Origin of the sequence: Flagellimonas sp., from assembly GCF_965233845.1 — a bacterium.
Taxonomy (GTDB): domain Bacteria; phylum Bacteroidota; class Bacteroidia; order Flavobacteriales; family Flavobacteriaceae; genus Flagellimonas.
Window position 1 is genome coordinate 3,495,222 of the sequence record NZ_OZ247584.1, and the last position, 21,003, is coordinate 3,516,224.

A 21,003-nucleotide genomic window follows, 5' to 3' on the forward strand; every position below is an offset into this window, starting at 1 on the left:
CAAATACTCGTCTTGATTCTTGCTTCTTTTATCTTGTGTCTTAACAAACCCTAAGGTTTTTCCCCTGGCTTATACGTGCTTACGGCTCTTTGCTGCACATCTTCCTTGTAAAAGGCAGCATCCTTAAAATCCATATCGGCATAAGGTTGTGCCTGATCATCAAAATGTGGTGAGTCGGGATCTCCACTCTGTCCCCCGGCCAACATAGTCTTGGCTTTGACTTTATCCCCAAACTCCACAACTGCAACAAAACTATTGCCTCGGGTTCCATAGATTTTCTTGGTATTGTTATCGTATCTGGCACCGTAAGCCGCTAGGGCGCCCCATCTCCCACTGGCAAATCCAATAGGGATGCTAGGTTCCGCATCATCAAAAGCCTGTCTGATATCTCCATTGAGTCGTTGATATCTGTTTACCTCACCCCATGGGGTGTTCCAATTCCCAAAATCATTGTTCAAGCGTTCCACAGTTTCTTGGAACAGCTTCAATTTTTCCTCATCTGAAGATTCCGAACCCCAATATTGCACCAGTTGCATGGCATACAGTCCCTTTAGCCGTTCTGCTCTTTGGTAGCACAAGGTTCCATAGTAATGGGACAAAGTCATCCCTACAGATGTCTTGGAAGTTCTGAAATCCCAATTTCTTAAAACTTCAATCGGCTCCTTCAATGCCGGATTTGGGTTGGCATCATAGGCCTTGATCAATCCGGGAATCAATGCCTCAAAAGCTGGCAAATGGGGATCATGTGCCAGTTCAATTAAATTATCCAAGGTAAATCCGCTTCTATCCGTCAATAAATCAATGGCATGTACTCCCCTAAAATTTTCCTGATCCCGAGACATATATTTGGGATAGTCACCTCGTTGAGGACTATTTTCCAGAGCTGCCGTGTACGGCGTGGAATTACAGTTTTGTATCCAACCATTGTCCGGATTCAGCACCAAAATGTTTTCATCCACGGTATGCAAGCCCTTCCAATCCGTTTTGGGGTTGCTACCGTCCACAGGTTTGGTAAAATCATATATAGTATCCCTTTTTGGGATAAAATTTCCATGGAAGTACGCAATATTCCCTTCGGCGTCGGCATAAACAGTATTGTTGCTGGAGTTGGTCCGGATGTCCATCATCTTTCTAAACCCATCATAGCCATTTTGCTTGGTGCGAATGTATGACTGTTCCAAAGCCTTTACGGGTTCCCACATCATGGCCGAAGCCGTCCATTGACCATCCACTGCATGCGTAATGGGTCCGTGGTGGGTGCGATACATAGGAAAGGACTTTTCTTTCATCCGATTCCCTTCCTTGTATTTTAGAACGACGTCCGTTTTTGTAACCGGTCGTAATTCTTCCCCGTATTGATAGAACAAATTCCCATCGTTCTCAACAATCGTTTCCTTGAATTCATCCATTACATCAGTGTAGGTAGATGTGTGCATCCAACCCGTTTTTTCATTGAAGCCCTGGTACACAAAGAACTGCCCCCAAGTTACAGCACCGTAGGCATTGAGCCCTTCCTCACTGACCACATGTACTTCGCCTCTAAAATAAAAGGAAGTATGAGGGTTGATCAACAATAAGGTATTTCCGGACTCCGTTAAATCTCCAGAGATAGCAATTCCATTGGATCCTTGGGGTTCTGCCATTTCTTCTTTCTTCTGAATCTCCAATTGCTCCATCTTTGGCAGTTCCATTCCGCTTTCGTAAAAGGCCTTTATTTTTTGGATGGAAATCCGTTCAATGTCACCCCCAATAGATCCCTCACTGAAATACATCGGCATCCAAGGTTCAAAATGGGAAATCAATCGGGGTTTTACTTCTGGGTGAGTGTGCAGGTAATAGTTGATGCCATCTGCAAAGGCAATGCACAATTCCTTGAGCCATTCTGGACTCTGTTCATAGTTTTGGATTGCTTCTTCCTTGGTCATAAATAATCGGGCGCGCAGATCGCTGTACAGCCCTATCTCACCCTCAACTTCCGCCAATCTTCCCGTGGCCCAGATATAATTTTGCTCCACCCGGTTAAAGTCATCCTCGCATTGTGCATATAGCAATCCAAAAACAGCATCCGCGTCCGTTTTACCATAGATGTGGGGTACCCCAAAATCGTCCCGAATTATGGTGACGTTCTCCGCTTGGGCCTCCCATTTTTCAACTTCTGGGGATTGTTGTTGTTGGCAGGAAATTATTACCCATAAGCCTATTCCCAATATAATATTTCCAGTTTTCACTTATGCCTTCTTCAAAAATTGAGTCTTTAGAACAATATAGGACTTTCCTATTCTGCATTCCACTTCGTGGATATTGTTGGTCAATCTGATATTCTTGATAAGGTTGCCCCGCTTTAGTGTTTTGGACATCCCCTTAATTTTAAGATCCTTTGTAACGTGAACATTGTCTCCGTCTTCTAGAAAGTTCCCGTTGCTGTCCTTGGTTTCCATAAATAAGCTTTAAAAGGTGAAAATAAAGGAATTATTATTGATTTACCAACTCCCACTGGCGCCCCCACCGCCTGAGCTTCCCCCTCCCCCCGAAAAGCTACTGGAACTTCCAAAGGAAGACCCGGAACTGGATCCAAAGGAATGGGAACCTGATGACGAAAATGTCTTCCTCATATAGGTTGCGTCGTTCTTGTACAGGGAAAGTTTAAACTCCTCCTTACCCTTGAGCAGTATTTTGAGCAACGCCAGTGCCAATGTTAGAAGAAAAAAGCCTCCGATAATCCAATACACCCAAGATAAATCATCCAACAAATTTTCGTGTTCCTCCCAATGGATTCCCATATCAAAAATCATCGTGACAAAAAACAAAGGCATTCCCACGAAAATCAAAGCAAACATGGTGGGAATCATCCCAAAAAGTACCATGAAAATCCCTTGTAACAAACCCAATTTTCCAATCATCATGCCCCGAAACATTTCCACAATCCCAGTATAGGATTTGTAAAAAAGAAACCCTCCTGCAGCAACAAATATGGATAAAAACAGACCCATGAAGAGCTTTACCCAGCCATTGATATCTCCTTCCGAAGCTATTTCCTGCTTAAATTCCTCCAAGGCTTCCGGTTCATTTAAAAAGGTGATGATTTGATCAGTCGCAAGATCTATCCCAGTAAAATAGTTCTCCGCTTTAAACTCGGGTATCATGGTATTTCGAATAATCCTTGAGGCTACGGCATCGGTGATGTAAGGCTCCAATCCATAACCCACTTCAATTCTAACCTGGCGGTCATTTTTTGCAAAGACGATCAGAATGCCATTATCTTTATCTTTTTGGCCCAGTTTGTTCTGGTTGAAAGTCCCGTAGGCGTATTCCTCAATGGTTTGGTATCCCAATTCCTCAATGGTCAATACCACCAACTGATGGGTTGTTTCAGATTCAAAGTTTGTTAGCTTGGTCTTCAGTTCCTCAATTTCTTGGGATGTGAAAATTCTTGCGCTATCTGTAACAATCTGATTGAGTTCCAGATAATTTTGCTGGGCGGAACAACACAGGGAAACAAAGAAAATTAGCCCTATCATTATGTGTTTCAATGCCATAAGTACGTCCTTGAAATATTTAAATATACTATATGTTGGGCGCTTATTTTTTGCTATGCCAATTCTTTTTTATATCCCAATTGGCTCATTGAAATCAATTAACTTGCAACGGCAACAACTTTAAAATGTCAGAAAAAAGGGTAAGTGTATTAACAGCGTTCAAGACCATCATTTGGCCCAAGCGGAATCTGGTTTTCATTGGACTGGTGCTGATTGCCGTTAGCAAGGCCGCCAGTTTTGTGGCTCCCATTGCCTCCAAATATTTGATAGACGATGTTATCGTCAATAAAGATGTTGACATGCTCAAGTACTTGGTTGCGGGAGTAATGTTGGCCATCCTCATTCAATCCGTGACTTCCTTTTTGCTCACCCGAATTTTGAGTGTTCAGGCCCAATTTTTAATTTCAGAGCTGCGTGCCAAGGTCCAAAAACATGTGCTCTCGTTGCCTATCCGATTTTTTGACAACTCCAAATCCGGGGCGCTGGTGTCTCGGATCATGACAGATGTGGAGGGGGTACGGAATCTGGTGGGTACCGGTCTGGTACAATTGGTAGGTGGAATCATTACGGCTGTGGTCTCATTGATACTTTTGTTGGATATCGATGTTTTTATGACGCTTTTTACCTTCGTTCCCCTGATCATATTTGGCTTAATTGCACTGAAAGCTTTTAAAATAATCAGGCCCATTTTTAGGGAACGCGGTAAAATCAACGCGGACGTTAAGGGCAGGCTCACGGAAAGTCTAGGGGGCATTAGAGTGATTAAAGGGTTCAATGCCGAAAAACAGGAACATGTTGTTTTTGAAAAGGGGGTTGATCGCTTATACCAAAAAGTCAAAAAAAGTTTGACCACCAATGCTTTCATGACCAGTTCGTCCACTTTCCTGTTGGGCGTGGCCACCACCAGTGTAATGGGTTTTGGTGGCTATAAAATGATAGAAGGTTCGCTTTCCTTGGGTGAATTTGTAGAATTTAATATGCTTCTGGGATTTATGATCGCCCCCATTATGCAAATGAGCAACATTGGAAGCCAACTGACAGAGGCCCTGGCCGGTCTGGACAGAACCGAAGAGCTTATGAACATGGTTCCAGAAATCAATGAGGAAGACCGGACCCATATCTTGGAAGCCATGCATGGTGATATGAATTTTGAGAGCGTGTCCTTTGCCTATGAAGAGGACAAAGAGGTTTTGCACAATATCTCTTTTGAAGTTAAATCTGGGCAGGTCATTGCCCTCGTAGGCAGTTCAGGCTCAGGTAAATCAACCATAGCCGGCTTAGCGGCTAGTTTTATAACGCCAGATTCCGGAACGGTGACCATAGACGGGAAAGATCTTTCCAAAGTTGACCTAATCAGTTTTAGACAGCACCTGGGCGTTGTGCTTCAGGACGACTTTTTGTTTGAGGGAACCATTAGGGAAAACATACTTTTCCCCAGGCCCGATGCTTCTGAATCTGATTTGCAAAATGCAGTTAGAGCAGCCTATGTGGATGAATTTACGGATCGATTTGATAAGGGGCTGGATACGCTAATTGGTGAACGCGGTGTGAAGCTCTCTGGAGGCCAACGCCAACGTATTGCCATAGCACGGGCCGTTTTGGCCGATCCCAAAATCCTGATTTTAGACGAAGCTACTTCCAACTTGGATACCGAATCCGAAGCCTTGATCCAAAAAAGTTTGGCAGAGCTTACCAAAGGAAGAACCACTTTTGTAATTGCACACCGCTTGAGCACCATCAGAAAAGCCGATCAGATTTTAGTGATAGAGAACGGGTATATTATGGAACAAGGTACCCATGAAGAGCTTATTGCCGCAGAAGGAAGGTATTACAATCTCTTTACCTATCAAGCAAGGATTTGAAATAAGATTTTAGACCAAGAACGCTTCGCTTTGAGACCAAAGACCGTATGCGTAAATGTTTAATTACCTACAAAAACGGATAAAATGATTGGAGCTACGCTTCCTCAGGGGCGAGTTCCACCTCCAAACCTTCCAGTTCCGGGGTAATATGGATTTGACATCCCAATCGGCTATTGTCCTCCACAAAAAAGGCTTCGGCCAACATGGCATCTTCGTCATCTGATTTTTCGGGCAGGTCATGATCCGACTTTACATAGCATTGGCAGGAGGCACACATGGCCATTCCTCCACAAATACCAATGGTTCCTTCCGGAGCAAGTTCGTAAGAGCGAACCACTTCCATAAGGTTCATGTTCATGTCTGTTGGAGCGTCTACCTCGTGCAGCACCCCGTCCCGATCAGTAATCTTAATCTTAATATCTGACATTCTTATTCAATAGCTTTGACCACCGCCTTTGGTGCTTCTTTTTTACTTCCATCAAAACCAGTAACGCCACCCACCGTGGTATATTTCATTACATACTTTTTATCCGGATAAATCCTCTGATAGGCACTCTGACACATTAGGGTAGCCTCGTGGAATCCGCATAAAATCAATTTCAGCTTTCCTGGATAGGTATTGATATCCCCAATAGCATAGATTCCGGGAATATTGGTCTGGTAATCCAAGGTGTTGTCCACTTTGATGGCATTTTTCTCAATTTCCAATCCCCATTCCGAAATCGGGCCTAATTTAGGTGAAAGTCCAAAAAGGGGAATAAAATTATCCACCTCTAGTTCAATTTCTTCCGAATTGTCCGTTTTTCTAACAACCACCCCATTCAACTTGTCATCACCACGTAGTTCAACCACTTCGGCCGGGGTAATCAAATTGATTTTTCCCTGATTTTTTAATTGCTGTACTTTTTCAACGGAATCCAATGCGCCCCTAAATTCGTTACGTCTATGAACCAAGGTAACTTCGGATGCTACATCCGCCAAGAAAATGGACCAGTCCAAAGCCGAATCGCCACCTCCTGCAATCAGCACCTTTTTGTCCCGATAAACCTCCGGTTCCTTGATCATATAGGCAACGCCCTTATCCTCAAATTTCGAAAGATTTTCCAATAGGGGTTTTCTGGGCTCAAAGCTTCCCAATCCACCAGCTATGGCAACAACCGGGGCATTATGTTGGGTTCCCTTGTTGGTAGTGACAACAAAACTACCATCCTCCAGTTTCTCAATTTTGTCCGCCCGTTCCCCAAGGGTAAATCCAGGTTGAAACGGCGCGATTTGATCCATAAGATTATCCACCAATTCTCCGGCCAACACCTCTGGAAAGCCCGGAATATCATAAATGGGTTTTTTCGGATAAATTTCGGCACATTGCCCCCCTGGCTGCGGAAGCGCATCAATCAAATGGCATTTAAGTTGTAACAAGCCTGCTTCAAAAACAGTAAAAAGACCCGTAGGTCCCGCCCCAATAATCAATATATCGGTTTTAATCATGCAGTAATGGTATTTGGATATCCGTGCAACTTAGGGTTTAGGGAAGAGAAGAAACATGACTTCCATCAGATTAACCTACATTAATGACCTCCTCAATCTGTGGGGCATATTTTTTTATGGTCATTTCCACACCACTTTTCAAAGTCATTTGGTTGACACTGCAACCTATGCAATTTCCTTCAAGCTTCACCTTCACCAAACTATCATTGTCAATGGAAATCAACGAAATATCACCCCCATCACTTTGCAGAAACGGTCTTATCTCGTCCAAAGCTTTTTCAACGTTATTTTTTATTTCTTCCGATGTCATGCTCATTTCTTTTTAACGGCAGCACAACCCGCCATTGTTGTAATCTTGATTGCTTCTGTGGGTGGAAGGTCGGTGTTCCTACTCACCAATTCCCGAACCACATTTTTTGTCAGTTCCTCAAAGGCTTCCTCAATTGGGGTAGCCGTTTGCATGGCTGCGGGTCTTCCAACATCACCTGCTTCCCGAATACTTTGCACCAACGGAATCTCCCCTAAAAACTTGACATCCAAGTCTTCTGCCAAATTCTTGGCACCATTCTTACCAAAGATATGATATTTGTTATTAGGGAGCTCGGCAGGGGTAAAGTAGGCCATATTTTCCACGATTCCCAGTACAGGCACATTAATGGCCTCTTGCTGGAACATAGCCACGCCTTTTCTAGCATCGGCAAGTGCAATTTCTTGTGGCGTACTCACCACAACGGCACCAGTGACCGGAAGCGATTGCATGATACTCAAATGTATGTCCCCTGTTCCCGGAGGGAGATCCAAGAGCAGAAAATCCAACTCGCCCCAGTGGGCATCAAAAATCATTTGGTTCAACGCCTTGGACGCCATGGGACCTCGCCATATCACTGCCTGGTTTGGCTGGGTAAAAAAGCCGATGGACAAAAGCTTGACCCCATAATTCTCTATGGGTTTCATCTTGTTCTTGCCATCAATATTTACTGACAATGGTTTTTCAGCGGCCACATCAAACATAATAGGCATGGAAGGCCCATAAATATCCGTATCCAAAAGTCCCACCTTGAACCCCATTTTGGCCAAGGTCACGGCCAAATTAGCAGTTACAGTCGATTTTCCAACACCCCCTTTGCCAGAGGCCACTGCGATTATGTTTTGGATTCCTGGAATGGGATTCCCCTTAATTTGATTGACCTTGGGTTTAGCTGGAGCATCAACCTTTAGGTTGATTTTGATTTTGGCCTTTTCATAAACCTCCTTATGAATGATTTTCAGTATCTCTACCTCCGTTTTCTTTCTCGCCTGAAGACTTGGGTTTTTTATGGTGACATCTACCTCTACCTCATCACCAAAAACCTGTACATTGGTAACAGCACCGCTCTCCACCAGATTCTGTCCTTCCCCTGGAGCAGATATCAGTTCCAAAGCCTTAAGTATGTCCGCTTTTTTCAACTTCATTGCTCTTATTTTGATTGCAGTCGCTTAAACTGATTCTAAATTACAAAGATACGCCATGGCACTTAGACTAAGAAGTTTGTGCATTGAAATTAAAGATGGTGGGATAGCTAGGATTAATAGCTGATAGTAAATGGAAAATGGAGAGTTGAAAATGGAAAGTGGGAAATGGGTGATGGTCAATGAATTGGTTTACTGCCCTAATTGTTAACTATAAATTGTCAATTGAATCAGAGCAGTTCCTTGGCCGGATCCCAAAAGTACTTTTGAAAGTCCACAATTTGGTTGTCCTGGATCTCCAAGCCTTCATTTTCCAAAAGTTGTTGCATAAGGTTGGTTCCATCAAAATGCTGTTTTCCCGTAAGTACACCAACTCGGTTTACCACTCTATGCGCAGGAACATCTTTGGCCCCGGAGTTGTTCATGGCCCAACCCACCATTCGCGCACTGCGGGCTGCCCCCAAGTATTTGGCAATGGCCCCGTAAGACGTAACCCTTCCATAAGGAATCAGCCTGGCCACTTCATATACCTTGTCAAAAAAGTTTTTCTCTTCCATCATTATATAATCAATATTCAAATGGTTTGACACAAATTACACGAATTTCATAAACCTTGACAATGTTTTAGAAGGTCCAATACAACCGCATAAGGGAAATATGGTGCTACTTATAAAAAATCCTAAACAAGGTAATCACTAACAAAACCAACATTAAAGCGCTAAGGATATAGTTGGAGTTCCGCGAAAAGCGGTTGGTTTTGCGCTCCAATTTATTAAAATAGAAGGTATACAAATAGAGTACCGAAAAAGTTCCTGTCCCAGCTGCCAAAACAAAGGTCACAATGTCCGCGGCTTCAAACTTGATCCAGCCCGCTTCGTTCCACATGGCATTAAGGCCACTATAGTAGGGAATGGTCAACAGATTAAGTGCGGCCAACAAAACCCCCTTAAAAAAGCTGTTCTTTTTGCTCAGGTTGACATCCGTGAGCTGTTGCTCTTTTTTTCTTTTGGCCACCACAAAAAAGTAAATGGCAAAAAAGGCAAATACAAGAATGGCAATCTTTAAAAGTATGTCGATTACCTCGGGGTTTCGATATAAAAATTTGGAAATTAATACGGCTATATACGCCTGAACCATGATCATGGAAGAAACTCCCAGACTAAAAATAACCCCGTTCAACTTTCCTTTTTCAACACTGGTCTTGGCCGCGTTCATATTGAGCAAACCAGGAGGTACCGTTGCCATGAATGCCGCCGAAAAAGTGGCAAAAAAAAGAATAAGTATATGCGTCATTGGTTAGTTGATCCTAAATTGGATGTAGGTTATTGGCTTTCCTTTTTCAAGATACTGATTTTCATAGAATGTTTGAATTTCAGTTACCTCTGCAGGACTCCCTGCATTTTTGTAAACATTGTGGTTGGAATATACAATTTCATGCCCAAGACCTTGTAAAAGTCCCAAGGTATAACCATGCATAAATTCACTGTCCGTCTTTAGGTTCAATAGTCCTCCCGGCCGTAAAATCTGTTCGTATTTCTTCAAAAATTCCGGGTTGGTCATGCGATGCTTGGTTCGCTTGTATTTGATTTGGGGGTCTGGAAATGTAATCCAAATTTCGTCCACTTCATGTGCTCCAAAAAGTTGGTCCACCAATTCAATTTGGGTACGTAGGAAGGCCACATTTTGTATTTCTTCTTGAATCGCTGTTTTCGCACCCCTCCAAAAACGTGCCCCTTTTATATCAATCCCAATAAAGTTTTTGTTCGGATTTCGCCTAGCCAGTTCAACAGTGTATTCTCCCTTTCCACAACCTAATTCCAATACAATCGGATTGTCATTTTTAAAAAACGATGTCCATTTTCCCTTCCATCCAAATCCCTCCAAAATTTCATCTCTACTGGGTTGGATTACATTGGAAAAAGTCTCGTTTTCCCTAAAGCGTTTCAATTTGTTCTTACTTCCCACGGTGCTTTTTGAGCAAAATTTAATGTTTTGGCAAAACTAAGGAAATCCAAAGGCAAATTGAGTTTCATTTTTTTGTATTCATGCAAAGTTCCAAACGTATTTTGGTGGCCCCGCTCAATTGGGGACTTGGCCATGCCACAAGATGTATTCCCATAATCAATGCATTGTTGGCTGAAGGACATCAACCTTATATAGCTTCAGACGGTGTAGCACTGGCTTTGTTACAAAAGGAGTTCCCTAAGTTGACCTCTTTTGAACTTCCTTCCTACAACATTACCTATGCTGAAAAAGGGAAGAATTTCAAAATTAAAATGATATGGGATTCCCCCAAGGTCATCAAGGCTATGGCCAAGGAGAAAAAGGCCGTGAAAAAATTGGTAAAAGAACACGGATTGGATGGAATTATTTCGGACAATCGTATGGGGGCCTATTTTAAAAAGGTGCCCTGTGTTTTTATTACCCATCAGCTTAACGTGCTGTCCGGAAACACTACCTGGATGAGTACCAAAGCCCATCAGAAAGTCATTAAAAAGTTTGATGCGTGCTGGGTTCCCGATGTAAAGGGCAAACCGAATCTTACCGGAAAGTTGGGACACTTAAAAAAGGAGAAGTTCAACATTGCCTATTTAGGTCCTCTGAGTCGGTTTGAGAAATTGGAAACCGAAATGAAGTATGACCTTATGGTTCTTCTCTCCGGCCCGGAGCCCCAACGCTCATTTTTGGAGGAAAAGATCTTGAATGAACTCCAAGGTTTTGAGGGCAGGGTATTGTTTGTCAAGGGCAAAATTGAATCAGATCAGATCAGGGAGGAAATCCATACCCAAAAAGGAGTGATCACCGTGTTCAATTTTATGCAGAGCAACGAATTGCAAATTGCCCTGAACCAAAGCGAAAAAGTGTTATGTAGATCCGGTTATACCACCGTGATGGATTTGGCCAAGCTGGAAAAAAAGGCCTTCTTTATCCCCACTCCTGGACAATACGAGCAGGTTTATTTGGCCAAACGTTTGCAAAAACAACAATTGGCTCCAAGCTGCAATCAAGATGATTTTAGATTGGAAATGCTCAATCAAATTGAAGATTTTGAAGGGTTGAATCGATTTGAGACCTCAGTGAATTATTCCGAACTCTTTACTGTTTTTTCCAAGGTAAAGGAAAACTCGGAACCTACTTCCACTTCACTTTCCACATAAATTTTTTCGTCATGCGCCTCAATGATGTGCTTTACAATGGAAAGCCCAAGACCCGAACCACCTTCGCTCCGACTTCCACTCTGGTCCACCCGATAAAACCGTTCAAACAAACGCGGAATATGTTGTTTGGGAATTCCTTCTCCGTTATCCGTGACGCGGATGATGACCTTATTTTTGATCAAATTCTCCACGCTCACCTCTGTGGTTCCGTTTGGGTGGCCATATTTAATAGAGTTGACCAATAAATTGCTCACCACTTGCTGAATTTTTTCCTTATCCGCATTCACAAAAATGGGCTGGGTATATTCCATATCAAAAGTGAGTGTTATCTCTTTTTGGGCCGCCTTCATTTCCAAAAGATCAAACACATTTTGAATGAGCTCGATAATATCAAAATCTTCCCGTTCCAGTTTTAGGTCACCCACCTCCAGTTTGGTAATAAGATCCAAATCCTTAACAATGTAGATCAATCTTTCCACCCCTTTGTTGGCCCGGGTCAAGTATTTTTCCCTAATTTTTTTATCGTTCATGGCACCATCCAAAAGGGTAAGGATATAACCTTGCACCGTAAATAAGGGGGTTTTCAATTCGTGCGAAACATTGCCCAAGAAATCCTTACGATATTCTTCCCGAATTTTTAAGGTATCGATCTCTATTTTCTTATCCTGGGCAAACTTCTCAATCTCTTGGGTAAGGGTTTTCATGCTGGTGGTGACCGGTTTGGAGGAGAAGGAAGTGGATTCCAATAAGGACACATCATCGTAGATCTTCTTTATCCTTCGGTAAATAAATCGCTCCACCCTAATTTGTATGATGGAGAAGCAAACCACAAAGCACAATAATGCAAAGAGAATCGCAGGTAACCAGCTAAATTGATCGGAATAATAAAGAATCCCCCCGAAAAGTAATGTGAGTGCCGGGGTGATCAGCAGGGAGGATTTTATGGCAAAAGTGAAGGACTTCCTGAGTTGTACGGCCATTATAGGACAAACTTATACCCTACGCCCTTAACGGTTTTAAAGTGCTCATCCCCAATTTTTCCACGTAGCTTTCTTATATGTACATCTATGGTTCTACCCCCAACAACGACTTCATTGCCCCAGACCTTATCCAAAATCACTTCCCTTTTGAACACCTTACTGGGCTTGGAGGTTAAAAGTGACAGTAGTTCAAACTCCTTTCTTGGGAGAATGATCTCTTCTCCATTGTTGATGATCTTGTATTCCTCCCGATTGATGATGATGTTACCCACCTTAACAATGTCCTCGGTTTCGGCTTTCTCCTCTTTCAGCCTTCTTAATAGCGCCTTTACCTTGCTTACCAACACTTTTGGTTTGATGGGTTTGGTAATGTAGTCGTCCGCGCCTGCATCAAAACCGGCCACTTGGGAGTAGTCTTCCCCACGAGCCGTTAAAAAGGTGATGATGGTATTTTCAAGACCTGGGGTATTGCGGATGATCTCACAAGCTTCAATACCATCCATCTCGGGCATCATCACATCCAAAATGATGAGATGTGGGTTTTTCTTTTTGGCCTTGGCCACCCCTTCCACACCGTTTTTGGCAGTAAAGACTTCGTACCCTTCAGCAGCAAGATTATAGCTCACAATTTCCAGGATATCTGGCTCATCATCAACGAGTAATATCTTAATGTCCTTTGTTTTCATAAGATGGTATTTATATGGTTGATCGCCCAAATGTAAAGATAATACTATAACGCCATAAATGCTTAACGTTCATTTAATGTGGTAACATTATTGTAACAATTACCCAAAAAACACTTAACACGCGGGTAACATCGCTTTTACAGCACAGGTCTTTCTTTGCGCCATCTAGATTTAATACCTAATGAAATATATTTTATTGATTTTCACACTGTTTGTAGGGTTACAAATTAGTGCGCAAGAGACCACGGGAAGCATCGTGGGTAAATTAACAGACAAAGAATTAAACAATGAGCCTTTGGCCTTTGCCAACGTGCTAATCAAAGGTACTACTCTTGGTACCACATCCGATTTTGACGGGCTTTACGAGATTGCGGGAATCGACCCTGGAACCTACACTATTGTTTTCAGCTACTTGGGTTACGAAACCATTGAAATTCCAAATGTAGAGGTTGTAGCCGATAAGGTAACCAACATTGATGTGCCTATGAGTGCTTCCGCTGGCCTTGCCTTGGATGAAGTGGTGGTAACCACAGTTGCACGTCAGGATTCTGAGGCCGCGTTACTTTTAGATCAGAAAAGAGCGGTAGAAATAAAAACTTCCATAGGCGCGCAAGAATTGGCCAGAAAAGGTGTTGGAGATGTGGCCACGGCCGTTTCCAAGGTTACGGGGGTTTCCAAGGAAGAAGGTTCTGGAAACGTTTTTGTTAGAGGTTTGGGCGACCGATACAATGTAACCACTCTGAATGGTCTTCCACTTCCATCCAACGATCCTTCCAGAAAGAACATTGATTTGGGCATTTTTGGTACAAGCATTGTTCAATCCATCGGTATTGACAAGACCTATAGCATAGGAAACTATGGAGATTTCGCCGGTGCAAACATAGATATTGTTTCCAAAGACTATAATGGATCTGGTTTCTTGGAAGTTGGATTGCAGTCTGGAATTAACACGGTTGCCACTGGAGAGGACTTTTATTTAAACGAAGGTCCAAATTACTCTGGGTTCTATAATACAAATTCGCCAGAGTTTCCATTGAACAACTACAACTTTACCACAAGCTGGGATCGTGAAGATGGTGGAACCCCCACAAATATTGGCGGTTCCATAAGAGGTGGGAACAGTTTTAATTTAGGTGAAAACACCCGTATCAATTTCTTCGCAACTGGCTCATTCAGCAATAGATTCCAATACAGGGAAGGTATTAACAATGGAGGCGTAAACATTGGTACAGCACTGCCCAACTCCGAGTACGATTATGTTGGCTATCGATATTCCACCAATACCACAGCAATGGGTAATGTGGGTTTAAGACACAAAGACCACTCCATTAAGTACAACTATTTGTTCCTTAACACCTCAACCCAAAGACAGGACGAGTTTGAGGGAATCATAGACCGTGAAGATGACGCACCCCAAGGAGGTGGTTTTGTTCAGCGTGCCACTTTTGAAAGAAATACGTTGTTTGTCCACCAATTATTGGGCGAACATGGACTGGGAAATCGTTTTGATGTAAAATGGGGAGCAGCCTATAACTTCTTGGCCAACAAAGTACCGGACAGAAGACAAAATACCGTTCTTCCAGACAACAACAGTGAACCTAATGGACCAAAATCCTTCCGTTTGGTTTCAGCTGCCTCCAGCAATCACCGTTTTTTCCAAGATTTGGACGAGGAGGAGATTTCTGGAAACCTGGCCCTTACCTATAAGTTCAAGGCCAACGAAGACGATGATTTTGACGGTAAGTTAACTTTGGGATATAGTGGAAGGTTCAAAGATGTGGATTTTGAGGCGGAGCAGTTCAACTTCCAGATTTTGCTTAGGGATTCCAATAACAACCCGATTGATCAACCTTTGGTAGATCCTAGAAACATTGATGCCTACTTCAATCAGGAAAACCTTGTCAATGGGCTGTATCAAATAAGAACATTTAGAGGGCCTCTTTCCTTTGCAGGTGCATTGGAGCCCCAGTTCTATAATGGTAGCCAAGATATCCATGCCGGTTACGTCAATTTTGAATATAAGGTGAGCGACAAATTCACCATGCTTGCCGGGATCCGTGGAGAACAGATCAACCAATCCATCAATTGGAGTACAGTAATCCAGGGAGAGGGCAGCAATGAATTGGACAACTTTGAGGTACTGCCCTCTGTTTCCTTTAAGTATGCGTTAAACGAGAAACAAAACTTGAGATTGGCTGCAAGTAAGACCTATACGTTGCCTCAATTCAAAGAAAGAGCACCTTTCTTATTTCAGGAAGAGGTCAACCAGGATTCCTTTGGTAATCCAGATTTGCAAAGCTCCACCAACTACAATTTTGATGTTCGATGGGAATTGTTCCCATCCGCCAGCGAGGTAGTTTCTTTAACTGCCTTTGGTCGTTTCATCCAGGATCCCATCAACCAAATCACGGTAGCATCCGCTGCCAATGATATCAGTTGGGCCAATACTGGGGACAACGCAACTGCAATAGGAGCAGAACTTGAAGTACGAAAGCAACTTTTCGAAATTGAAAAAGAAACCGCAGACAACATCCTCTCGGAGAGCCTTACCGTTGGTGCCAATTTCTCCTATTTGAACACCAACCAAAAATTGGACCCCGATAAAATTGCGGAAGAAACCACATTTACGGTAAGACCCACTTTTACCGAAACCAATTTAAGTGGAGCATCTGACTTCATCGTGAATGCCGATGTAAGCTACTTTACTGAATTGAGGGAGGATAGGAATTTCCAGGCTACCATGGCGTTCAACTACTTTTCGGAGCGTGTATTTGCCCTTGGTTCAGAAGGTAGGGGCAACCTTATTGATAGGGGTGTTCCCACTTTGGATTTGGTGACCAAATTTCAGTTGAACAAGCATTTGACCTTTGGCCTGAACGCCAAGAACCTTTTAGATCCATCCGTGGAACGCTACCAAGATGATGCCAGCAGTAACATAGATCCCATTTTCGTAGAACGTGGTGTGTTGGAGGAAGAGGTAGATATCCTTACATATAAAAAAGGAATCGATTTGAGGTTATCCATGACCTATAGATTCTAAGACCAAGTGTAATTTATTAATGACCAAATATAAATTCTCAATTACTTACTTCTAAAAAACTAAAACAATGAAAAAAACGCTTTTAAAATTCATTTTTGGCCTTTCTACACTGACTTTCGTGGTCTCTTGTAGTAGTGATGATGGAGGAAGTAGCACTATTCAGGCTACTTGTAATGACAACATCCAAAATGGCGATGAAACAGGAGTGGACTGTGGAGGTTCATCTTGTAACGAATGCCCAGTGAATGCGGTAGAACTTTCCGGCGATGTTAACACAGATACTACCTTGGATGCATCTTTGGAGTACAACCTTACCGATGCCTATATTGTTAAATCGGGGTCTTCTTTGACCATTCCTGCAGGTACTACGATCAAAGCTGCGGGAGGTACGGCTGCCTTTATCGGTGTTGAAAGAGGTGCACAAATATTTATTAACGGTACGTCTTCCAATCCAGTGGTAATGACCTCAGGTGCCGCTAACCCAGCTCCAGGTGACTGGGGTGGATTGGTTATTGCTGGAGATGCTCCAACCAACAAAGGAACCGACATCACCACAGAAGTGGGTGACTTGACCTATGGTGGTAGCACGGCGGATGACAACTCAGGATCTATCCAATACCTAAGAGTTGAATATACCGGTGCAACTTTCTCCAATGACAAGGAGTTCAACGGAGTCTCCTTATTTGGTGTAGGTTCAGGAACTGTTTTCAGATACGTACAGTCCTTTAACGGAGGTGATGACGGAATCGAGTTCTTTGGTGGTTCCGTTGACGGTGACTTCTTGGTGTCCATCGGTAGCGGTGATGATTCCATTGATTTTGCTGATGGATGGACTGGAAATGGTAGCAACTGGTATATTTCCGGTGGTGCCAAAGCAGGTATTGAAGGCTCCAACAACGGAGATAATGGTGATGCCACTCCTGTGACCACAACCATGTTGAGCAATATCACCGTTGTTGGTCCTACCAACGATGAAGGTGCCTTGTTCTTCAAAGAAGGTGGTGGTAACTTTACTATCGACAACTTCTATGTAAGCAACGCCAAAATCGGTGTAAGCGTTAATGATACAGATGCCCAGGCTATTGCCCGAATTGACAATGGCGATCTTACCATTACCAACATCCAATTTTCTGATACCCCAACGGATTTTGAAGCAACAACTTATACTGGCGCCAACGACTTCTATACAGAAGGTGTAGCCACAGGTGCTGGTAACGGAGCTGCTGCCCCTAACTGGGCCGCCGGTTGGACTACTGGCTTGAGCAATAGTGGTGCAGGTACTGAAAACCTGGCCGGTGAGGTAACCGGTGATGTTGCGCTAGACGCAGCTACCGAGTACTTCTTGACCAGCGGATTCATCGTTAAATCAGGTGGATCTTTGACCATTCCTGCTGGAACAACCATTAAGGCTGCTGGTGGTACTGCTGCCTTTATTGGAGTTGAAAGAGGTGCACAAATCTTCATCAATGGCGAAGCCAACAATCCTGTGGTAATGACTTCTTCCAGTGACACTCCTGCTCCTGGAGATTGGGGTGGTTTGGTAATTGCCGGAAACGCTCCTACCAACAAAGGAAACGATATCACTACAGAGGTGGGTGACCTTACCTATGGCGGTGATGCTGCTGATGACGATTCAGGATCCATAACCTATTTACGCGTTGAATATACAGGTGCTACTTTCTCCAACGATAAGGAGTTTAACGGGGTTTCCTTGTTTGGAGTTGGTAACGGCACTACTTTTGAATATGTGCAGTCCTATAACGGTGGTGATGATGGTATTGAGTTCTTCGGCGGTACCGTAAACGGTAACTACTTGGTTTCCATTGGCAGTGGAGATGATTCCATTGACTTTGCCGATGGATGGACAGGAAACGGTAGCAACTGGTATATTGCCGGTGGTGCCAAAGCAGGTATTGAAGGCTCTAACAATGGGGACAACGGAGATGCCACTCCTGTGACCACAACCACTTTGAGCAACATTACGGTTGTAGGTCCTGTGACCGAAGGGGCCCTCTTCTTCAAAGAAGGAGGCGGAAACTTTACAATTACCAACTTCTTCACCAGCGGAGTGGATCTTGGAGTTACGGTAAAGGATACTGATACAGAAGCGGCCGTTAGAATTGAGGCGGATGCCCTATCCATTGACCCAATGCAATTTGCCAACCCTGCGACAGGCTTTGCACAAACAGATTATATTGGTGCCAACCAAGATTTTATCGTGGAAGGTGATAATACAGGAGCCGGAAACGGTGCTGACCAACCCACTTGGGCAGATGGCTGGACAACTGGTTTCTAAGATTTAAGTACAAACTTTTTTGATGTAAGAGCCCCGCTTTGCGGGGCTTTTTATTTACAATATTGTATCATTCAAATAACATAAATGTAGGCTTTTTCTGATAGTTTTAAATAACTTTAAAAACACTTCATCATGAAAAAAATCACATTTTTATTTTTACTATCAACCTTTTTATCATTTGCGCAAACACAGCAAATAGATATCATAGATTTTGTGGTAAAGGAACCTGCCAACCAAAGCTTTTCTGCCGGGACAAAATTTAATTTCGATTTCAAAATCAGAGGAGATTATTCGTACAGTTCAAACGGACATCATCAAATTGACATTGTCGTCTACAAAGGTAACTCAACAAGTTCTTCCAACAGTTTGGGAAGAATTTATTGGAACAGGGAAGATGATTATGATATAATATATCAAAATTATCATACCAAAAACATGTGGGTGACCAGTACTAAAAATTATTCCACATATCCGGGCCAACAGTTCACCATGCGGGTCAACTACGGGAATCATGAGGAGATATATCACTTTACATATCCCCTGCCAGATTTGTCCATTGATTTAAATGGTTCAGTAATTAATAGTAACTGCTCTGGATGTGATAACATCTTTAGCCAAATTGGAAGCGACAGACACTATATCAATAATCCTACAGGGATTGCCACCATAGATGTGTTTGTGCAAAATACTGGGCAAGGTGACTCAAGATCAAGTTCTATTGGCTTTTACGTGTCCGCTGACCAGAACTTTCAAAGTGGCTCCGATACACGTATCAAAACAACAAATTTCAGCTCCATAGGTTCAGGTAGTGGTAAATACGTAGGTACGACTCTTTTTACATCCGACTTCAATAGCTTTGGAGGTAATTTTTGGTTATTGATTCGAGTTGACGACAATCAAAACAATCCCGAATCAAATGAAAACAACAACGTCTTTCCTCTTCGCTTTGCCGTCAACTGATATCAGATAATCTGTTCAATAATATCTTAATAACACCATAAAATCCATTGCAATGAAAACTAAATCATTCATAAGTTGTATTTCCTTAAGCTTAGCAATACTGTTCGCATCATGTTCAGATGAAAACAACCCAACACAACAAGAGGTAGATTCTTATCCCAAAACCATTCTCGGTGCAAATGCCGCTCTAATTGAACTTGGTCATCAAAGTTTCGAAAAAAACCTGGATTTGGAATTTTTGGAGCTCGACAATCAAAATGGATTTTCTGAAAATGAACCTTTTTTGTTGTTCCCATTTTATACATCGAATTCTGAAAACTCAAATACATGGACTTCCATACCTACCATCAAATTGGAAAAAGGTTTTAAAATTGCATACACTAGACCATATAATGCAAAACTTAGCTTAGTAGTTGAAGAATCCACCAGTTCAGCGCCTTACCAAGGTTCCATTAATTTCGAAAGCCTAAATGTCATAGCCATTAAAACAAACGCTTTAAGAGGTTTAAGTCGCGACGATCTAGACGTGAGAAATTACCACGAACTTATAGATTACTTCAATCTAAAAAGATAAAGACAGCTTTAGAACTATTGGATAAAAGCCCCCTTACGGGGGCTTCTTTTTGCACTTTATCGAAAAGTGTGGGTTTTTTCCTCAAGCTTTTTCTAATCAGGAATCAATTTATTTATATTTGTGGCATAGCCTTTGTAACCAATACTTTATGAAGCACCTTTACCTCGTCTTTTTCTTTTTTGTTTGTTCCCTTGGATTCGCCCAGAGTTCCCAAGCAGGTTCAGATATTGACGGGTTTAAGTTGTACCCCAATCCAGTTACTTATGGCAAGGTCTACATTGAGACCACACAAAATGCACCCAAGAAAATTCTCATTTTTGACGTTTTGGGTACCCAAGTACTTCAAACCACTATTTTAGGAAAGGAACTCAACCTGTCCAATCTGGATAAAGGAGTGTATATTCTAAGGGTGTTTGAGCATAATAAAGTGGCCACCAGAAAGCTCATTATCAAGTAGTTTTCAAGATTTTGAGGTGCATTTCATCGGGTACACATCAAAATAACCCACTTTCCCAACACATTTCCTTGTTTCACAACATTTTATAGCCATTATTGCCTTGTTTACATACTTTTATACTGCTTATACCCAAATCAGCATGTATGAAGAAAATCTACTTTATTCTCATTATGGCTTTACCACTTTTCTCTTTCGGGCAGGAATTGGTCAGTGTAAACACTGAACAGGTACAGGAGCTTCAGGGATTTAAAATGTATCCCAATCCCGTTTATGGGGACGAGGTCTATGTTACCACTGCAACCAACGGTACCAAGCAAATTAAGATCTATGATGTGTTTGGCGAAGTAGTGCTAACGGACAGAATCTCTACCAATACACTTAACGTATCCCGATTGGTTCCAGGTGTTTATGTACTACAAGTGACGGAAGACAAAAAAACCATGACACGAAAACTGGTCATTAAATAGCCGCAACTTATACCGCCCTTCTTTAGAAGGGCATTTTTTTTGGGTACTTT

General features: G+C 42.5%; 20 protein-coding genes. 8 read left to right on the top strand and 12 right to left on the bottom strand.

The window, feature by feature from the left end:
* Positions 1 to 50: 50 nt before the first annotated feature.
* The 3 genes from ACO6S0_RS15500 to ACO6S0_RS15510 are packed head-to-tail and all read right to left on the bottom strand — an operon-like array spanning position 51 to position 3,536.
* Positions 51 to 2,186: an acylase gene (locus ACO6S0_RS15500; protein WP_422351837.1), complete on the bottom strand. Its 2,136-nt coding sequence runs from the start codon at positions 2,184 to 2,186 to the stop codon at positions 51 to 53.
* 42 nt (positions 2,187 to 2,228) lie between these two features.
* The gene (locus ACO6S0_RS15505; protein ID WP_422349227.1) at positions 2,229 to 2,438 is read right to left on the bottom strand and encodes an alkylphosphonate utilization protein; all 210 of its coding nucleotides are present in this window, start codon (positions 2,436 to 2,438) and stop codon (positions 2,229 to 2,231) included.
* A gap of 42 nt (positions 2,439 to 2,480) precedes the next feature.
* Positions 2,481 to 3,536 (bottom strand): TPM domain-containing protein, encoded by a 1,056-nt coding sequence (locus tag ACO6S0_RS15510; RefSeq protein WP_422349228.1) that lies wholly within the window; start codon positions 3,534 to 3,536, stop codon positions 2,481 to 2,483.
* A gap of 125 nt (positions 3,537 to 3,661) precedes the next feature.
* Between ACO6S0_RS15510 and ACO6S0_RS15515 the strand changes: the two genes are divergently transcribed.
* On the top strand, positions 3,662 to 5,398 hold the full coding sequence (locus ACO6S0_RS15515; protein WP_422349229.1) for an ABC transporter ATP-binding protein: 1,737 nt from the start codon (positions 3,662 to 3,664) through the stop codon (positions 5,396 to 5,398).
* Positions 5,399 to 5,492: 94 nt separating this feature from the next.
* On the opposite strand, the gene ACO6S0_RS15520 is transcribed toward ACO6S0_RS15515, so the two are convergent.
* The 7 genes from ACO6S0_RS15520 to trmB all read right to left on the bottom strand — a co-directional run bounded on the left by ACO6S0_RS15520 (position 5,493) and on the right by trmB (position 10,300).
* A complete protein-coding gene (locus ACO6S0_RS15520) occupies positions 5,493 to 5,825 on the bottom strand; it encodes a ferredoxin (RefSeq protein WP_422349230.1) in 333 nt (110 codons plus the stop codon).
* Positions 5,826 to 5,827: 2 nt separating this feature from the next.
* A complete protein-coding gene (locus tag ACO6S0_RS15525; RefSeq protein WP_422349231.1) occupies positions 5,828 to 6,886 on the bottom strand; it encodes an NAD(P)/FAD-dependent oxidoreductase in 1,059 nt (352 codons plus the stop codon).
* A gap of 70 nt (positions 6,887 to 6,956) precedes the next feature.
* Positions 6,957 to 7,196, bottom strand: a complete 240-nt coding sequence (locus ACO6S0_RS15530; protein ID WP_422349232.1) for a NifU family protein — start codon at positions 7,194 to 7,196, stop codon at positions 6,957 to 6,959.
* Between the two features lie 2 nt (positions 7,197 to 7,198).
* Entirely contained in the window at positions 7,199 to 8,338 is a 1,140-nt protein-coding gene (locus ACO6S0_RS15535; protein ID WP_422349233.1) for a P-loop NTPase, read from the bottom strand.
* 227 nt (positions 8,339 to 8,565) lie between these two features.
* Positions 8,566 to 8,892 (bottom strand): MGMT family protein, encoded by a 327-nt coding sequence (locus tag ACO6S0_RS15540; RefSeq protein ID WP_422351838.1) that lies wholly within the window; start codon positions 8,890 to 8,892, stop codon positions 8,566 to 8,568.
* Between the two features lie 106 nt (positions 8,893 to 8,998).
* Positions 8,999 to 9,628 carry a LysE family transporter gene (locus ACO6S0_RS15545; RefSeq protein WP_422349234.1) on the bottom strand — a complete coding sequence of 210 codons (630 nt, stop codon included), beginning with the start codon at positions 9,626 to 9,628 and terminating at the stop codon, positions 8,999 to 9,001.
* A 3-nt stretch (positions 9,629 to 9,631) separates the two neighbouring features.
* A complete protein-coding gene (gene trmB / locus ACO6S0_RS15550; RefSeq protein ID WP_422349235.1) occupies positions 9,632 to 10,300 on the bottom strand; it encodes a tRNA (guanosine(46)-N7)-methyltransferase TrmB in 669 nt (222 codons plus the stop codon).
* A gap of 80 nt (positions 10,301 to 10,380) precedes the next feature.
* Between trmB and ACO6S0_RS15555 the strand changes: the two genes are divergently transcribed.
* Complete coding sequence (locus ACO6S0_RS15555; protein ID WP_422349236.1) at positions 10,381 to 11,493, top strand: glycosyltransferase family protein; 1,113 nt, start codon at positions 10,381 to 10,383, stop codon at positions 11,491 to 11,493.
* On the opposite strand, the gene ACO6S0_RS15560 is transcribed toward ACO6S0_RS15555, so the two are convergent.
* Both ACO6S0_RS15560 and ACO6S0_RS15565 read right to left on the bottom strand, forming a co-directional pair.
* Complete coding sequence (locus ACO6S0_RS15560) at positions 11,418 to 12,473, bottom strand: ATP-binding protein (RefSeq protein ID WP_422349237.1); 1,056 nt, start codon at positions 12,471 to 12,473, stop codon at positions 11,418 to 11,420. The two genes, ACO6S0_RS15555 and ACO6S0_RS15560, sit on opposite strands and share 76 nt — an antisense overlap.
* Entirely contained in the window at positions 12,473 to 13,159 is a 687-nt protein-coding gene (locus ACO6S0_RS15565; RefSeq protein ID WP_422349238.1) for a response regulator transcription factor, read from the bottom strand. The genes ACO6S0_RS15560 and ACO6S0_RS15565 overlap by 1 nt, the downstream gene beginning before the upstream one ends.
* Positions 13,160 to 13,340: 181 nt before the next feature.
* Between ACO6S0_RS15565 and ACO6S0_RS15570 the strand changes: the two genes are divergently transcribed.
* From ACO6S0_RS15570 to ACO6S0_RS15595, 6 genes are all read left to right on the top strand, one after another.
* On the top strand, positions 13,341 to 16,199 hold the full coding sequence (locus ACO6S0_RS15570) for a TonB-dependent receptor domain-containing protein (protein ID WP_422349239.1): 2,859 nt from the start codon (positions 13,341 to 13,343) through the stop codon (positions 16,197 to 16,199).
* 67 nt (positions 16,200 to 16,266) lie between these two features.
* On the top strand, positions 16,267 to 18,495 hold the full coding sequence (locus ACO6S0_RS15575) for a hypothetical protein (RefSeq protein ID WP_422349240.1): 2,229 nt from the start codon (positions 16,267 to 16,269) through the stop codon (positions 18,493 to 18,495).
* Positions 18,496 to 18,627: 132 nt separating this feature from the next.
* Positions 18,628 to 19,455, top strand: coding sequence for a CARDB domain-containing protein (locus ACO6S0_RS15580; protein ID WP_422349241.1), 828 nt, complete (start codon positions 18,628 to 18,630; stop codon positions 19,453 to 19,455).
* 52 nt (positions 19,456 to 19,507) lie between these two features.
* Positions 19,508 to 20,029, top strand: coding sequence for a hypothetical protein (locus ACO6S0_RS15585; RefSeq protein WP_422349242.1), 522 nt, complete (start codon positions 19,508 to 19,510; stop codon positions 20,027 to 20,029).
* Positions 20,030 to 20,177: 148 nt separating this feature from the next.
* Positions 20,178 to 20,486 (top strand): T9SS type A sorting domain-containing protein, encoded by a 309-nt coding sequence (locus tag ACO6S0_RS15590; RefSeq protein WP_138837605.1) that lies wholly within the window; start codon positions 20,178 to 20,180, stop codon positions 20,484 to 20,486.
* 143 nt (positions 20,487 to 20,629) lie between these two features.
* Entirely contained in the window at positions 20,630 to 20,953 is a 324-nt protein-coding gene (locus ACO6S0_RS15595) for a T9SS type A sorting domain-containing protein (protein ID WP_138837602.1), read from the top strand.
* The last annotated feature ends 50 nt before the right edge of the window (positions 20,954 to 21,003 follow it).

Excerpts from the sequence above, each read along its gene's own strand:
- ACO6S0_RS15555 (WP_422349236.1), top strand. The coding sequence starts at position 10,381 with ATGCAAAGTTCCAAACGTATTTTGGTGGCCCCGCTCAATTGGGGACTT.
- ACO6S0_RS15520 (WP_422349230.1), bottom strand. The coding sequence starts at position 5,825 with ATGTCAGATATTAAGATTAAGATTACTGATCGGGACGGGGTGCTGCAC.
- ACO6S0_RS15540 (WP_422351838.1), bottom strand. The coding sequence starts at position 8,892 with ATGGAAGAGAAAAACTTTTTTGACAAGGTATATGAAGTGGCCAGGCTG.
- ACO6S0_RS15595 (WP_138837602.1), top strand. The coding sequence starts at position 20,630 with ATGAAGAAAATCTACTTTATTCTCATTATGGCTTTACCACTTTTCTCT.
- ACO6S0_RS15565 (WP_422349238.1), bottom strand. The coding sequence starts at position 13,159 with ATGAAAACAAAGGACATTAAGATATTACTCGTTGATGATGAGCCAGAT.
- ACO6S0_RS15535 (WP_422349233.1), bottom strand. The coding sequence starts at position 8,338 with ATGAAGTTGAAAAAAGCGGACATACTTAAGGCTTTGGAACTGATATCT.
- ACO6S0_RS15515 (WP_422349229.1), top strand. The coding sequence starts at position 3,662 with ATGTCAGAAAAAAGGGTAAGTGTATTAACAGCGTTCAAGACCATCATT.
- ACO6S0_RS15530 (WP_422349232.1), bottom strand. The coding sequence starts at position 7,196 with ATGACATCGGAAGAAATAAAAAATAACGTTGAAAAAGCTTTGGACGAG.
- ACO6S0_RS15510 (WP_422349228.1), bottom strand. The coding sequence starts at position 3,536 with ATGGCATTGAAACACATAATGATAGGGCTAATTTTCTTTGTTTCCCTG.
- ACO6S0_RS15560 (WP_422349237.1), bottom strand. The coding sequence starts at position 12,473 with ATGGCCGTACAACTCAGGAAGTCCTTCACTTTTGCCATAAAATCCTCC.
- ACO6S0_RS15570 (WP_422349239.1), top strand. The coding sequence starts at position 13,341 with ATGAAATATATTTTATTGATTTTCACACTGTTTGTAGGGTTACAAATT.
- ACO6S0_RS15525 (WP_422349231.1), bottom strand. The coding sequence starts at position 6,886 with ATGATTAAAACCGATATATTGATTATTGGGGCGGGACCTACGGGTCTT.
- ACO6S0_RS15585 (WP_422349242.1), top strand. The coding sequence starts at position 19,508 with ATGAAAACTAAATCATTCATAAGTTGTATTTCCTTAAGCTTAGCAATA.
- ACO6S0_RS15590 (WP_138837605.1), top strand. The coding sequence starts at position 20,178 with ATGAAGCACCTTTACCTCGTCTTTTTCTTTTTTGTTTGTTCCCTTGGA.
- ACO6S0_RS15545 (WP_422349234.1), bottom strand. The coding sequence starts at position 9,628 with ATGACGCATATACTTATTCTTTTTTTTGCCACTTTTTCGGCGGCATTC.
- ACO6S0_RS15505 (WP_422349227.1), bottom strand. The coding sequence starts at position 2,438 with ATGGAAACCAAGGACAGCAACGGGAACTTTCTAGAAGACGGAGACAAT.
- ACO6S0_RS15575 (WP_422349240.1), top strand. The coding sequence starts at position 16,267 with ATGAAAAAAACGCTTTTAAAATTCATTTTTGGCCTTTCTACACTGACT.
- ACO6S0_RS15580 (WP_422349241.1), top strand. The coding sequence starts at position 18,628 with ATGAAAAAAATCACATTTTTATTTTTACTATCAACCTTTTTATCATTT.